This is a genomic window from Streptomyces sp. NPDC050743 (assembly GCF_044456925.1).
Classification (GTDB): Bacteria; Actinomycetota; Actinomycetes; order Streptomycetales; family Streptomycetaceae; genus Streptomyces.
This window is the reverse complement of sequence record NZ_JBITGJ010000092.1, coordinates 14,843-29,225: the sequence shown is the minus strand read 5'-3', so window position 1 is coordinate 29,225 and position 14,383 is coordinate 14,843. Positions and strand designations below refer to the sequence as shown.

General features: G+C 72.3%; 9 protein-coding genes. 1 reads left to right on the top strand and 8 read right to left on the bottom strand.

What is annotated here, in order from left to right:
* Window positions 1–783: maltotransferase domain-containing protein (locus ACIBJF_RS43080; protein ID WP_399182537.1), on the bottom strand; the 783-nt coding region annotated here is incomplete at its 3' end.
* A gap of 332 nt (window positions 784–1,115) precedes the next feature.
* Between ACIBJF_RS43080 and ACIBJF_RS43075 the strand changes: the two genes are divergently transcribed.
* Window positions 1,116–3,734 (top strand): glycosyltransferase family 1 protein, encoded by a 2,619-nt coding sequence (locus tag ACIBJF_RS43075; protein ID WP_399182536.1) that lies wholly within the window; start codon window positions 1,116–1,118, stop codon window positions 3,732–3,734.
* Between the two features lie 135 nt (window positions 3,735–3,869).
* On the opposite strand, the gene ACIBJF_RS43070 is transcribed toward ACIBJF_RS43075, so the two are convergent.
* The 7 genes from ACIBJF_RS43070 to ACIBJF_RS43040 all read right to left on the bottom strand — a co-directional run bounded on the left by ACIBJF_RS43070 (window position 3,870) and on the right by ACIBJF_RS43040 (window position 14,367).
* On the bottom strand, window positions 3,870–4,391 hold the full coding sequence (locus tag ACIBJF_RS43070) for a DUF1990 domain-containing protein (RefSeq protein ID WP_399182534.1): 522 nt from the start codon (window positions 4,389–4,391) through the stop codon (window positions 3,870–3,872).
* Window positions 4,392–4,462: 71 nt separating this feature from the next.
* Window positions 4,463–6,121, bottom strand: coding sequence for a M4 family metallopeptidase (locus tag ACIBJF_RS43065; RefSeq protein WP_399182532.1), 1,659 nt, complete (start codon window positions 6,119–6,121; stop codon window positions 4,463–4,465).
* 237 nt (window positions 6,122–6,358) lie between these two features.
* On the bottom strand, window positions 6,359–8,401 hold the full coding sequence (locus ACIBJF_RS43060; protein WP_399182531.1) for a M4 family metallopeptidase: 2,043 nt from the start codon (window positions 8,399–8,401) through the stop codon (window positions 6,359–6,361).
* Between the two features lie 420 nt (window positions 8,402–8,821).
* Window positions 8,822–10,693, bottom strand: a complete 1,872-nt coding sequence (locus ACIBJF_RS43055; RefSeq protein ID WP_399182529.1) for an ABC transporter ATP-binding protein — start codon at window positions 10,691–10,693, stop codon at window positions 8,822–8,824.
* On the bottom strand, window positions 10,690–12,396 hold the full coding sequence (locus ACIBJF_RS43050) for an ABC transporter transmembrane domain-containing protein (protein ID WP_399182528.1): 1,707 nt from the start codon (window positions 12,394–12,396) through the stop codon (window positions 10,690–10,692). Before ACIBJF_RS43050 ends, ACIBJF_RS43055 begins: the two co-directional genes overlap by 4 nt.
* 92 nt (window positions 12,397–12,488) lie before the next feature.
* Window positions 12,489–13,133, bottom strand: a complete 645-nt coding sequence (locus ACIBJF_RS43045) for a response regulator (protein ID WP_399182526.1) — start codon at window positions 13,131–13,133, stop codon at window positions 12,489–12,491.
* Window positions 13,123–14,367 (bottom strand): sensor histidine kinase, encoded by a 1,245-nt coding sequence (locus ACIBJF_RS43040; RefSeq protein ID WP_399182524.1) that lies wholly within the window; start codon window positions 14,365–14,367, stop codon window positions 13,123–13,125. Before ACIBJF_RS43040 ends, ACIBJF_RS43045 begins: the two co-directional genes overlap by 11 nt.
* Between the last annotated feature and the right edge of the window lie 16 nt (window positions 14,368–14,383).

Genomic DNA, 14,383 nt, shown 5'->3' with positions numbered 1-14,383 from the left:
CGGGAAGAACTCGTACCAGGACCCGTACAGGGCGCGTTCGCGCTCCACCAGCAGCGGCATCGGATCGGAGGCGGTGACCAGCTCCCGCAACGGATGCCGGGCCAGCAGATCCTGCACCTCCGGTGCCAGCGCCGCCGCGAGGCGCCAGGCGGCGGGGCGGTTCTCGTTCCGCAGGGCCGCCACCGCCTCCTGGAGGACCTGGCGTTGCCCCTCCGGGACTGCGGCGGCGGCGCGCTCGTACAGCCGCGCGCCCTCTTCCAGGACCAGTTCGGTGTCGATGCCCGCCGGGATCTTGATGCCGGCGTGGTGCTGCCAGGTGGTGACCGGGTCGGACCAGGCCTCCACCGTGTACGTCCAGCGGCCCGGTTCACCCGCGGTGACGGTGGCGCCCCAGCGGTCGGTGCCCGGGGCGAGTTCACGCATCGGCGTCCACGGCCCGGGCCGGCCGGCCGGGTCGCGCAGCACCACGTTCGCCGCGACGGCGTCGTGCCCTTCCCGGAAGACGGTGGCGGACACCTCGAACGACTCACCGGTCACCGCTTTGGCGGGCCTGCGCCCGTGCTGGACCACGGGGCGTACGTCGAGGACGGGGATACGGCCGAGGGTGCTCTCCCCGAAGGTGGACGGGGGATCGGCGGGGCCGGGCGGGCCGGGCACCTCGCCGGCGGCCTTTACGGATTTCTTGCCCGTTGTTTTCTTGGCCGGCTTCTTCGCGGCCTTCGCTGCCGCTGCCGTGGCCTTGCTGCTGGTCGGGGGTGCTGAGGAATGGTGCGTGGCGGGCATGACCGCTCCTGTCCGCGTCAACGTGGGTGTGGGCGGATGGATGTGGGGAGATGGGTCCTGCGGAGGTGCTGTGGGACGCCTGTGGGGTCGTACCGGAGGAGCCTTCCCACCCTGTTCGGGTGGGCAATCCGGAACTTTGTTAACTACTCCCGCGTATGTCCACCCACAAGACCGGCCTCCTTTTCCCGGGTGCCCGCAGGCTCGCCTCCTAACGCCCCGACACCCCCGCCGGACGCGTCCCCACCGACGCCCCGGTAACCACTACCGTCGAGGGTGACGACGAGACGTACAGCGCCGTGCGTCTCACTCCGCAACGCGTCCGAGGTGGAAGTGTGAAGGCGATCCGTCGGTTCACCGTCCGTCCCGTTCTCCCCGAACCCCTGCGGCCGCTGAGCGACCTGGCGCGCAATCTGCGCTGGTCCTGGCATGCGGAAACGCGCGACCTGTTCCAGTCCGTCGACCCCGAGGCATGGGCCGCAGCCGGGGGTGACCCGGTGCGGATACTGGGCCGGGTACGGCCGGCGCGGCTGACCGAGCTGGCCGGGGACCGGCGCTTCCTGCGCCGCCTCACCGCGGTCGCCGACGACCTCGACGACTATCTGACCGGCGACCGCTGGTACCAGACCCAGGCGGACGGCATGCCCGCGGCCGTCGCCTACTTCTCCCCGGAGTTCGGCATCACGGCCGCGCTGCCCCAGTACTCCGGCGGCCTCGGCATCCTCGCAGGCGACCATCTGAAGGCGGCCAGCGATCTCGGCGTACCCCTGATCGGGGTCGGGTTGCTGTACCGGCACGGGTACTTCCGGCAGACCCTGTCCCGCGACGGCTGGCAGCAGGAGCACTACCCGGTGCTCGACCCCAACGAGCTGCCCCTCACCCGGCTGAAGGAGGCCGACGGCTCCCTGGCGCAGGTCTCGCTCGCCCTGCCCGGCGGCAAGGCACTACGGGCCAGGATCTGGCTGGCCCAGGTGGGCCGGGTGCCGCTGCTGCTGCTCGACTCGGACGTGGAGGAGAACGACCTCGGCGAACGCGGGGTGACCGACCGGCTCTACGGCGGCGGCAGCGAGCACCGGCTGCTGCAGGAGATGCTGCTGGGGATAGGGGGTGTCCGGGCGGTGCGGACGTACTGCCGGCTCACCGGGCACCCGCAGCCGGAGGTGTTCCACACCAACGAGGGGCACGCGGGCTTCCTGGGCCTGGAGCGGATCGCCGAACTGTGCGAGCGGGGCCTCGATTTCGACTCGTCTCTGGAGGCGGTGCGCGGGGGCACGGTCTTCACCACGCACACCCCCGTCCCGGCCGGCATCGACCGCTTCGACCGGGAGCTGGTCGCCCGGCACTTCGGCCCGGACGCCGAGCTCCCCGGCATCGACGTGCAGCGGATCCTGACGCTGGGCATGGAGACCTACCCGGGCGGCGAGCCGAACCTGTTCAACATGGCCGTGATGGGACTCCGGCTGGCCCAGCGGGCGAACGGGGTCTCCCTGCTGCACGGGCAGGTGAGCCGGGAGATGTTCGCGGGCCTGTGGCCGGGATTCGACGCCGAGGAGGTGCCGATCACCTCCGTGACCAACGGGGTGCACGCGCCGACCTGGGTGGCCCCGGAGGTGCTGCGCCTCGGCGCCCGGCAGGTGGGCTCCGAGCGGGCCGAGGACGCGCTGACCGTCGGCGGCTCCGAACGCTGGGACTCGGTGGCGGAGATCGAGGACCAGGAGATCTGGGAGCTGCGCCGCACCCTGCGCGAACAGCTGGTGCAGGAGGTGAGGGAGCGACTGCGGGCCTCCTGGAGACAACGGGGGGCGGGCGACGCCGAATTGGGCTGGATCGACGGGGTGCTGGACCCGGACGTCCTGACGATCGGCTTCGCACGCAGGGTCCCGTCGTACAAACGCCTGACGTTGATGCTCCGCGACCGCGACCGCCTGATGGAGCTGCTCCTGCATCCGGACCGCCCGGTGCAGATCGTGGTCGCGGGCAAGGCGCACCCGGCGGACGACAGCGGCAAACGCCTGGTCCAGGAACTGGTCCGTTTCGCGGACGACCCACGGGTCCGCCACCGCATCGTCTTCCTCCCCGACTACGGCATGGCGATGGCGCAGAAGCTCTACCCCGGCTGTGACGTCTGGCTGAACAACCCCCTGCGCCCCCTGGAGGCCTGCGGCACGAGCGGCATGAAGGCCGCCCTGAACGGCTGCCTGAACCTCTCCGTCCTCGACGGCTGGTGGAACGAATGGTTCCAGCCGGACTTCGGCTGGGCCATCCCGACGGCGGACGGCGTGGGCACGGACCCCGACCGCCGCGACGACATCGAGGCGGCGGCGCTCTACGACCTCCTGGAGCAGCGGGTGACCCCGCGCTTCTACGAGCAGGGCCGGGGCGGCCTGCCCGACCGCTGGATCGCGATGGTCCGCCAGACCCTCACCCTGCTCGGCCCCAAGGTGCTGGCCGGCCGCATGGTCCGCGAGTACGTCGACCGCCTCTACGTCCCCGCCGCGCAGGCCCACCGCGCCCTGACCCCGGACACGGCGAGCGACCTGGCCGCCTGGAAGGCCCGGGTCCGGGCCGCCTGGTCCGGGGTGAGCGTCGACCACGTGGAGACGACCGCGCCGACGGCCACGGCGGAGTTGGGGACGACGGTCGGGCTCAGGGTCCGCGTCGGCCTGGGCGAGCTGACCCCGGACGACGTGGAGGTCCAGGCGGTGTCGGGCCGGGTGGACGCCGAGGACCACATCACGGACGCGACGGTGGTCCCCCTGAAGCCGACCGGCGCCCCCGACCTGGAGGGCCGCCTGCTGTACGAGGGCCCCCTCGCCCTCGACCGCACCGGGCCCTACGGCTACACGGTCCGCATCCTCCCGTCCCACCGACTGCTGGCCTCCGCCGCCGAACTGGGCCTGGTGGCGGTGCCGTCGGAGGAGGCGGTGGAGGGGGCGGGGGTGTTGATGCGGTAGGGGGCTGCCGCGGGTGGACAGTGCGGTGATTGGCAGATTTGTGCCAGGCATGGCCGGTGACTGAGGGCCTGTAACGGAACGGATCTGCCAATCGTCACCTTGGCGGGGCCGGGCGAGCGTTTCTTGAGGTGGTCGTCAGGACTCGTCGTATTCGGCGCAGAGTTTGCGCAGTACGGTTCCGCAGCGGCGGGCGTAGGCGTGCTGGAGGCCGCGGGCTGCCGGGCCGCCTGCCTTCGCGTACCACTTGGCCCCCTTGCTGAAGGCCGCCACCGTCAGCCAGACCGTGCCGTCGCCCGTGCGGTCGACCACGAAGGCCTCCTCGCCGCATTCGGGGTGGCCCCGCAGGGTGCCGTAGGCCCAGCCGGCCCGGCGGGGTTCCTCGGTGGCCCAGACGATGCGGCAGGGGGCCTTGATCAGGGCGGCCAGGGTGACCGTGACGTCCACGCCCAGGGCCGCGCGATCGGCGGTGGCGTCGATGCCCACGCCCACAGCGCGGTGCATCTCCCAGGTGAGGACCGCCTCGGCCGCCCGGTGGAAGAGCTTCTGGCCCTCGCCGAGGCGGGTGCGGACGAGCATCGGGTGGAAGCCGGGCGGGCAGTACGACAGGTCGTCGCGGGTCGCGCCGACCGGCTCGTAGGTGAAGGGCGCCGAGGACATGGGTCACAAGGGTAGGGCGGCACCCGGAAGCTCTGCCTTCCGGGTGCCGCCCGTACGCGGCTACGTGCGCGTCAGCTGACGTTGACCGCCGACCAGGCCGCGGCCACGGCGTTGTACTCGGTGCTGCCGGAGCCGTACAGCGCTGCCGCAGCGCTCAGCGTGCCGGTGCGGGCCGCCTTGTAGTTCGTCGTCGACGTGAAGTACGTCGTCAGCACCTTGTACCAGATCTGCAGCGCCTTGTCCCGGCCGATGCCGGTGACGGTGGAGCCGTTGTAGGTGGGCGAGTTGTACGTCACCCCGTTGATCGTCTTGGAACCGCTGCCCTCCGACAGGAGGTAGAAGAAGTGGTTCGCGACGCCGGACGAGTAGTGGACGTCCAGGTTGCCGACCGACGAGGACCAGTAGTCGGCGCTGCCGCCGTCCTTGCTGGGCTTGTCCATGTAGCGCAGCGGGCTGCCGTCGCCGTTGATGTCGATCTTCTCGCCGATGAGGTAGTCGCCCTTGTCGGACGCGTTGTTGGCGTAGAACTCCACACCCGTGCCGAAGATGTCCGAGGTGGCCTCGTTCAGGCCGCCGGACTCGCCCGAGTAGTTCAGGCCCGCGGTGTTGGAGGTGACGCCGTGGCTCATCTCGTGGCCGGCCACGTCGATCGAGGTCAGCGGGTGGGTGTTGCTGGAGCCGTCGCCGTAGGTCATGCAGAAGCAGCTGTCGTCCCAGAAGGCGTTGACGTATGAGTTGCCGTAGTGGACGCGGGAGTAGGCGCCGACGCCGTCGTTCTTGATGCCGCTGCGGCCGAAGGTGTTCTTGTAGAAGTCCCAGGTCTCCTGGGCGCCGTAGGCGGCGTCCGCGGCGGCCGTCTGGTCGGTCGAGGAGCTGGAGGCCGTGCCCGTGCCCCAGACGTTGTCGGCGTCGGTGAACAGCGTGCCCTTGCCGGACGTCTTGTGGGCCAGGTTGTAGGTCTTGTGACCGCCCCGGGTGGTGTCGTACAGCTGGTACGTCGAGCCCGACAGCGTGGTGTTGAGGCTGACCGTGCCGGAGTACAGCGTCTTGCCGGTGCCGGTCGCGTTCTCGACGCCCTGGTACTCGAAGAGCTTCTTGCCGGTGGCGGCGTCGGTGATGACGTGCAGCTGGTTCGGGGTGCCGTCGTCCTGGAGGCCGCCGACGACGGTCTCGTAGGCCAGCACCGGCTTGCCGCTCCCCGCCCAGATCACCTTGCGGGCGCCGTCGGCGGCGGACTTGGCGGAGCCGAGGGTCCGGGCGGCGGACACGGCCTGCTTCTCGGCCTTGGCGGCGGTGATCTGCGGCTTGAGCGAGGCCACCTTGATGGCCGCCTTGTTCGCCTTAGTGACGCCCTCGGTCCTGCCGGACTTGGCGGTGTGGACGACGAGGTCGCCGCCGAGCACCGGAAGGCCCGCGTAGGTGCGCTCGTAGCGGGTGTGGACGGTGCCGTCGGCGTCCTTGACGACGTCCTTGACGATCAGCTTCTCCTTGGCGCCGAGGCCGATCTGCTGCGCGGTCGCGGCAGCGCCGGCCTGCGCCTTCTGTATCAGAGAGGTGCGGGCGGCGGCGGACAGCGCGGTGGGCGCGGCGGCCGGCTGCCGGGCGGCGGTGCCGGCCGGGGTCTGGGCCGAGGCGCTGGTGGCCAGACCGGTGGAGACGAGGGCTCCGGCGGCGACGGCGGTGGCGATGGCCAGGGTGGCGCGCTTGTGACGCGTGTAGAGGGGGGTCACGCAAGCTCCTTCTCGTGGGGAGTCCGGTCGGCGTGGGGTTACTGACCGGAGAGGTGGGGTGAAGCTCTGCGGCGGGTGAGGGAAGGGTGACATTAGGGGCGCGTACATGTCAGGACCCTGAAGTGATGTTGGCCGGAAGTCGACTGTCCGGGAAACGTTGCAGCTGTGTTAACGGGTGTCGTCCGAGGGTGGCGGACCCTCGAACGGCCCCCATTTCCCGGGCATTTGGCCTTCGATTTACGGGAACGTCAGCTTCCAGCCGTTGATCGTTCCGGTGTCGTAGGTGGCCTGATCCTGCACCTTCAGCGTCCAGGTTCCGTTGGCCGGTTCGGCGGAGGCGTTGACCGTGTAGGTCTGCTTCACGTTGTCCGCCGAGTCCGAGGAACTGAAGTTCTTCAGGCGGTAGGCGGTGCCCGACGGGCCGACGAGGTCGATCACCAGGTCGCCGCGCCAGGTGTGCGTGATGTCGACGCTCACCTGAAGGTTGCTCGGCGCGTTTCCGCTCCTGCCGGAGACCGTGATGCCGGAGGTGACGGCGGGCCCGTTGTCCGGGATGGCGACCTGGGTGTTGCTCTCGTACGTCGTGCCGCCGCCTCCGCCACCGCCGCCGTCGGAGCGCGAACCGACCGCCACGGCCGCCCAGGCGTCCTGCACCGCCTTGTACTCGGTGCTGGACGTGCCGTAGAGCTCACCGGCCGCCGCGAGGGTGCCGGTGCGGGCGCCCGCGTAGTCGGTGGTGGAGGTGAACTTGGTGGTGAGCGCCCGGTACCAGATCTGCAGCGCCTTGTCCCGGCCGATGCCGGTGACCGCAAGCCCGTCCGCGGTGGGCGAGTCGTAGCTGACGCCGTTGATCACCTTGGCGCCGCTGCCCTCCGACAGGAGGTAGAAGAAGTGGTTCGCGACGCCGGAGGAGTAGTGGACGTCGAGGTCGCCGACGCCGTCGTACCAGCTGTCCGCGGAGCCGCCGTCCTTGCTCGGCTTGTCCATGTAGCGCAGCGGGGTGCCGTCGCCGTTGATGTCGATCTTCTCGCCGATGAGGTAGTCACCGACGTCGGAGCTGTTGTCGGCGTAGAACTCCACGCCGGTGCCCATGATGTCGCTGGTGGCCTCGTTCAGGCCGCCGGACTCCCCGCTGTACTCCAGGCCCGCGGTGTTGGAGGTGACGCCGTGGCTCATCTCGTGGCCCGCGACGTCGATCGAGGTCAGCGGGTCGGCGTTGTTCGAGCCGTCGCCGTAGGTCATGCAGAAGCAGCCGTCGTCCCAGAAGGCGTTCACGTACGAGTTGCCGTAGTGGACGCGGGAGTAGGCGCCGACGCCGTCGTTCTTGATGCCGCTGCGGCCGAAGGTGTTCTTGTAGAAGTCCCAGGTCTCCTGCGCGCCGTAGTGGGCGTCCGCGCCCGCGGTGGCCGCGTTGGACGTGGTGCCGTTGCCCCAGGTGTCGCTGGACTGGGAGAACAGGGCGCCGGTGCCCGAGGTGCCGTGGTTCAGGTTGTACGTCTTGTGGCCGCCGCGCGCCCCGTCGGTCAGCGTGTACGCCGAGCCCGACTGGGTCGTGGTCAGCGTGACCTGCCCGCTGTACCGGGTGTTGCCGACGCCCGTCTCGATGCCCTGGTACTCGTAGAGTTTCTTGCCGGTGGCGGCGTCGGTGATGACGTGCAGCCGGTTCGGGGTGCCGTCGTCCTGCAGGCCCCAGACGACCGTCTCGTAGGCCAGGACGGGCTTGCCGGTCGCCGCCCAGATCACCTTGCGGACGCCGTCCGCGGCGGACTTCGTCCCGCCCCGGGCCTTGGCCCGCTGTACGGCCTGCTTCTCCGCCGCGGCCTTCGACACGGCCGGGGTGAGGCCGGCGACCTTCAGGGCGGTGCCCGTGGCCCTGACGACCTCCATGGTCTTGCCGGCCGTGTTGCTGTCCACGACCAGGTCGCCGCCGAGCACCGGAAGGCCCGCGTAGGTGCGCTCGTAGCGGGTGTGGACGGTGCCGTCGGCGTCCTTGACGACGTCCTTGACGACCAGCTTCTCCTTGGCGCCGAGGCCGAGGGAGCGGGCGGTGGCGGCCTTCGTGGCGTCGGCGTGGCGTATCAGCTCGGCGCGCTGCGAGGGAGTGAGCCTGACCGCCGCATGGGCCGGATTCACCTTGCCGGGCCCGGGCTTGGCCGGTGCGGCGCTCGCCGCGCCCGACTGGACGGCGGCGGCGATCAGGGCGGCGACGCCGGCGAGGGCGACGGCGGCGGTACGACGCAAGGTGTGGGGGGTGCGTCTGCGAGAGGAACTGCTTCTCAACACTGACTCCTTCTGCGTGGCCGCGGGTCGCGCGGCCAGGGGAGACCGGACGGTGGGTTGGGGACGTCCGGGCAGAACAGGGCGGTGCGCGGAACCACGTGCAGGCCGGCTCACACGACGCGGGTGTGACTGTGGGGTTGCTGTGAGTCGGCCTGGGAAGAGTGACAGGGGATCAGCTTTCCTGTCAGGACCGCGTCACAAACTTGGCCGGAAATGGTTCGTTGACCGGATGTTCATGTTCGATATGCGGATCGGTTACCGGGGCAGGAGAGCGCGGGTCACCAGGGCGGAGGGTGCGGGCCGGCAGGGCAGGGGGCGGTCGGGGCGGCGGGACCGCCACCCGCTGTGGGCGCGGGCGCCGTTGTCCGGTTCTGGGGGGAGGTTCCCGGAGGCGTCGGCGGTGTGCGCGGCGGACGGCTCTCAGGCGGTGGTTCGCGGATCGGCGTCCCCTTGCCAGGTCCGCCACAGGGCCGCGTAGGCGCCGTCGGCCGTCACCAGGTCCTCGTGGGTGCCCAGTTCGGTCAGACGGCCGTTCTCCATGACCGCCACGCGGTCGGCGTCGTGGGCGGTGTGCAGGCGGTGGGCGATCGCGATGACCGTACGGCCCTCCAGGACGGCGGCGAGGGCGCGTTCGGTGTGCCGGGCCGTGGTGGGATCCAGCAGGGCGGTGGCCTCGTCGAGGATCAGGGTGTGCGGATCCGCCAGCACCACGCGTGCCAGGGCGAGTTGCTGGGTCTGCGAGCCGTCGGTGGACCGGCCGCCCGCGCCGAGCCGGGTGTCGAGGCCGTCCGGCAGATCACGGACCCAGTCGTCGGCACCGACCGCCGCGAGCGCCGCCCACAGGTCGGCGTCCGTGGCCTCCGGTTCGGCGATCAGCAGGTTGTCGCGGACCGTGCCGAGGAACACATGGTGCTCCTGCGTCACCAGGACCACCTCGCGGCGCAGCAGCTCCGGCTCCAGTTCGGCGACGGGCACCCCGCCCACCGTCACCGTGCCCGTGCCGGGGCGATCGATGCCCGCGAGCAACCGGCTCAGCGTCGTCTTCCCGGCGCCGGAGGGTCCCACCACGGCGAGCCGCTCCCCGGGCCGTACGGTCAGGTCCACGCCGCGCAGCACCTCGCCGCCGTGCTCGTAGGCGTACCGGACCCCGCGGACGTCGATCCGGTTGCCGGCCGGGACGAGAGGGCCGGCGGCGGCCTCGGCGCGGGGAGTCGGGGCGGGCGTTCCGGCCACCTTGGCCCGGGCTCGCGCCGGCCTGGTCGTGTCCTCCTGCCCGTCCTGCGCCGGCCCGGTGCCGTCCTGGCGCGGCGCCTGCGCCAGCCCCTCCACGCGGGCGAACGAGGCGCTGCTGCTCTGCAGTTGCTCCACGCGCATCAGGATCTGGTCCAGCGGCTCGGTGAACTGCCGCAGATACAGCGCCGCGGCCACCACCGCGCCGACGCCGACCGCGCCCCGCTGGTGCAGCCAGCCGCCGAGCAGCAGCACGCCCACCACGGGCACGGTGTACGTCACCTCGACCGCCGGGAAGAACACGGTCCGCAGGAACAGCGTGTAGAAGCGGGTACGGCGGGACTGCTCCAGCGCGTCCCGGCTCGCCGCCACCCGCCGCTCGCGAAGCCCGAACGCCTCGACCGTCCGCGCCCCGGCCGCCGTCGAGGCGACGATCTCCGCGACCTGGGAGGTGGCCGCGCCCTCCGCGAGATAGCCGTCCCGGGCCCGCCGCAGATACCAGCGCAGCGCCACCCAGATGGGGGTCAGCCCGAGCAGCCCGAACGCCCCGAGCAGCGGGTCGAGCGCGAACACGGCGACCAGCACGAACAGCGCCTGCACGGTGTTGACCAGCAGCTCAGGGCCGATGTCCCGCAGCGTGGTGCCGATGGTCGCCACGTCCGCCGTGCCGCGCGCGGTCAGATCGCCGGTGCCGGCCCGCTCCACCACGGACGCGGGCAGGGCCAGCACCCGCTCGACGTACTCCTCGCGCACCCGGGCCAGCGTCCGCTCCCCGAACCGGTACCCCACGAGCCGCGCCCACCGGGCCAGCAGCAGCTGGGCCAGCGCGCACACCAGGATCCATGGCGCGAGCCGGTCCACCGCGCCGGCGCCCTGCCCGCCCCGCACGTCGTCGACGATCCGCCCGACCAGCCAGGGCCCGACCAGCCCCGCCCCTGCCGCCAGCGCGTTGAGCAGCAGCGCACCGGTGAACGCCCGCCCGTCGGCCCGCACCAGCCGCAGCACGGCCCGCCGCACCCGAGCCCGGTCGGCGACCGGCAGCAGTCCCTCGCCCGCCGTCACCGTACGACCCCCTCCGTGTCCCGTGCCACGAGTGCCCGGTAGCCCGCCTGCGCCGCGAGCAGCCGCCGGTGTGGTCCGCTCGCCGCGACCTTGCCGTCGACCAGGAACAGGACCGTGTCCGCGCGGTCCAGCATCAGCGGCGAGGTGGACGTCACCACCGTCGTGCGGCCCTCGCGCGCCTGCCGCAGCCGCCGGGCGACCGTCGCCTCGGTGTGTGCGTCCAGCGCCGAGGTCGGCTCGATCGCGAGCAGCACCTCGGGGTCGGCCGATAACGCCCTCACCAGCCGCATGCGTTGGCGTTGTCCGCCCGACAGGTTGCGGCCCTGGCCGGACACCGGCGAGTCCGGGCCGTCCGGCAGCCCGCGTACGACGTCCTCGGCGGCCGCCGCGTACAGCGCCTGGCCGAGCTCCTGCTCGTCGGCGGTGTGCCCGGCGGCCACGACCTCCCGCAGCGGCCCGGCGAACAGGTCGGCCTCGTTGTCCGCGACCAGGATCCGCCGCCGCACGTCCGCCAGCGGGACGGCGTCCAGCCGTACGTCGCCCCAGGTGGCGTCGGTCGGTCCGAAGCGGCCGAGCCGGTCCACCACGGCGGCGGCCTCGGCGGGCCGGGCGGTGGCCAGCGCGGTCAGCCGGCCCGGCACCACCCGCACTCCCGACGCCGGATCGTGCAGCTCGGCCGGTCCCTCGGGCGCCGGCAGCGTGCCCTCGTCGGGCTCCGGCTCCAGCCGCAGCAGCCGTACCACCCGGCGCGCGGCCACCACGCCCCGGTTGAGGTCGTAGGCCATCTGCACGAAGAAGGCGACGGGACCGATCAGTACGGCGACGTAGCCGTACACGGACACCAACTCGCCGATGGTGAGGGAGCCCTGGGCCGCCAGCCGCGCCGCGAGCCAGGTCACCACGGCCAGGAACAGGGTGGGCAGGCCCACGCCGAGCGCCTGCACCCAGCTGGCCACCGCGCCCACCCGGTAGCCCTGCGCGCGCAGCCGCCGCGAGTCCTGCCGGAAGGCGTCCGCGAACAGCCCCTTCCCGCCCAGGCCGTTGAGGACGCGCAGTCCGCCCGCGAGGTCGCCGATGCGCGCGGTCAGCACGCCCTGCCGTTCCCGGTAGGCGGTCTCCGCGCCCTGCAGTCGCAGCGTCAGCGGCCCGGTGACCAGCGCGATCACCGGCAGTCCGAGCAGCACGACGACGGCGAGCGGCGCCGAGATCGCCAGCAGCAGCCCGGCCACCACGACGTAGACCACGGCCGAGCCGACGCCCGGTCCGACCACGGTCAGCGACTGCGCGACGGTGTGCACATCGCCGACCCCGATCGTCACCACCTCACCGGCCCCGGCCCGGCGCGGCAGCGCGGCGCCGAGCCGCACCACCTGGCCCACGACCACCTTCACCGTGCGGAAGTAGGCGTCCATCCGCACCCGGGTCATCGTGCGGTGCCGCATGATGCTCAGCCAGGCGTTCACCGACCCGACCACGAACATCACCGCGGTCCACGCCGCCAGCACCCCCAGCCGCCCCGGCACCAGCCCCTCGTCCACGGACCGGGCCATCAGGTACGGCTGCGCGGCCAGCAGCACCATCCACACGCTGCCCAGCAGCGCCCCGGCCAGCGACCGCCCGGGCTGGCGCAGCACCAGCCACCACAGATAGCGCCAGCCGCCGCGCGTGTCCGGGGTGCCCGGATCCTCGTACGCGTCGATCATCCATCCCCCGATCGGCTCGGCCCTGCCCTGGGAAACGTCGAACCTATCGGGGGCGGGGACGGCTGCTCCAGCCAATTAAGCCGGGGGTGGTCCTACCCGAGGATCCCCCGGTCGTACCCCGCCGCCACCGCCGCCGCCCGGTCGTTGACGCCGAGCTTGGCGTACACATGGGTGAGGTGGGTCTTCACCGTGGCCTCGCTGATGAAGAGTTCGCGGGCGATCTCGCGGTTCGACGTGCCCTTGGCCACCAGGGCCAGGACCTCGCGCTCGCGGGCCGAGAGCGGCTCGCCCGCCGGGGTGCGGGGCGCGCGGACCGCGTGGACCAGGCGGGAGGCGACGGCGGGGGAGAGGACCGTGCGCCCCTCGGCGGCGGCGCGGACGGCGGTGAACAGCTCGTCGCGCGGGGCGTCCTTGAGGAGGTAGCCGGTCGCACCCGCCTCGATCGCGGGCAGGGTGTCGGAGTCGGTGTCGTAGGTGGTGAGGACCAGGACCTTCGCGCGGGCGCCCCGGCGGGTCAGCTCGCGGATCGCGTCGACGCCCGAGCCGCCCGGCATCCGCAGGTCCATCAGGATCACGTCCGGGTCCAGGGCCGCGGCCCGGGCCACCGCTTCGGTGCCGTTCGCCGCCTCCCCGATCACCCGGAAGCCCGGGGCCGACTCGAACATGCCGCGCAGGCCGTCGCGGACCACCGGATGGTCGTCGACGATCAGGAGGGTGATGGCGGGCTCAGCGGTCATCGCGGACCAAGGGTACGCGAGCGGACACCGCCGTGCCGTGCCCCGGCTCCGACTCCACCGTGAGGGAACCGGCGATGCGCTCGGCGCGGGCCCGCATGCCGTCGAGGCCGAAGCCGCCGCTGTGCGTGCGCTCCGGTACGGCGGCCGGGTCGAAGCCGGTGCCGTCGTCGCGGATGTCGAGGGTGACCTCGTCGCCCATGAAGGACAGGGTCACCCCGACCCGGGTCGGACCGGCGTGCCGGGCCGCGTTGGACAGGGCCTCCTGGGCGATGCGCAGCAGGGTCGCCGAGACCTCGTCGTGCAGCTGCTCGGTGGTGCCGGTGACCGTGAACTCGGCGCGCACCCCGGTGCGTTCGCCCCATTCGGCGACCGTCTTCTTCAGCGCCTCCGGCAGTCCGTCGGCGGCGAGGGCGACCGGGGCCAGGTTGTGCACCGAGCGGCGCGCCTCGCCTAGGCTGTGCCGGGCGAGGTCGGAGGCGCGCTCCAGATGGGTGCGGGCCGTGGTGAGGTCGGGGGCGTTGGCGACGACCTGGAGCTGGGCGATGATCCCGGTCAGGCCCTGGGCGATGGTGTCGTGGATCTCGGCGGCGAGCCGGCGGCGCTCGTCGGCGACGCCCGCCTCCCGCGCCTGCACCAGGAGTTGGGCGTGCAGGGCGGCGTTCTCGTCCAGGGCCTGCTGCAACGCCGTGTTGGTGCGCTCCAGTTCGTCGATGGTCTCGGCCTGGACGCGGGCGCGTTCCTGCTCCTGTTGGGCGTACCGGGTGAACACGCTGACCATGCCCATGTTGACGGCCAGGACCAGGAAGAAGCCGAGCCACAGGATGAGCCCGTGCGGCGGCCAGCCGCCCACCTCGCTGCCGGCCATGGTGACGGCGGTCAGGAAGAGACCGGGCAGCACCAGGCGGTGGGGCAGTTCCCGGGTCGCGGTGTAGTAGCCGGTGACGGCGTAGAAGGCGAAGAACGGGTTGGCCCAGGTCAGCACGAAGGCGATGGCCCAGCGCAGCAGGTAGAGGCAGACACCGGTCCGGCTCGGGCCCGGCCGCTTCACCCTTCCCCAGCACAGCTGCAGCACGATGGCCCCGGGGACGAGCACGGCGGAGACGACCGTCCCGGGCCGGTCCATGCCGACCGCGCGGGCCGAGATCGCCGCCGCGACGACACCGACGGCCAGCAACGCCCAGGGCCCCCAGGTGTCGAAGGAGGCCCGGGGCTGCTGGTGCGCGGCGGTCGTCATCCCACCAGTCTCCGGC

What these genes read in the sequence shown, in the direction of transcription:
- ACIBJF_RS43070 (WP_399182534.1), bottom strand. Translation starts at nt 4,391, where the DNA reads ATGTCCTCGGCGCCCTTCACCTACGAGCCGGTCGGCGCGACCCGCGAC.
- ACIBJF_RS43050 (WP_399182528.1), bottom strand. Translation starts at nt 12,396, where the DNA reads ATGATCGACGCGTACGAGGATCCGGGCACCCCGGACACGCGCGGCGGC.
- ACIBJF_RS43045 (WP_399182526.1), bottom strand. Translation starts at nt 13,133, where the DNA reads ATGACCGCTGAGCCCGCCATCACCCTCCTGATCGTCGACGACCATCCG.
- ACIBJF_RS43040 (WP_399182524.1), bottom strand. Translation starts at nt 14,367, where the DNA reads ATGACGACCGCCGCGCACCAGCAGCCCCGGGCCTCCTTCGACACCTGG.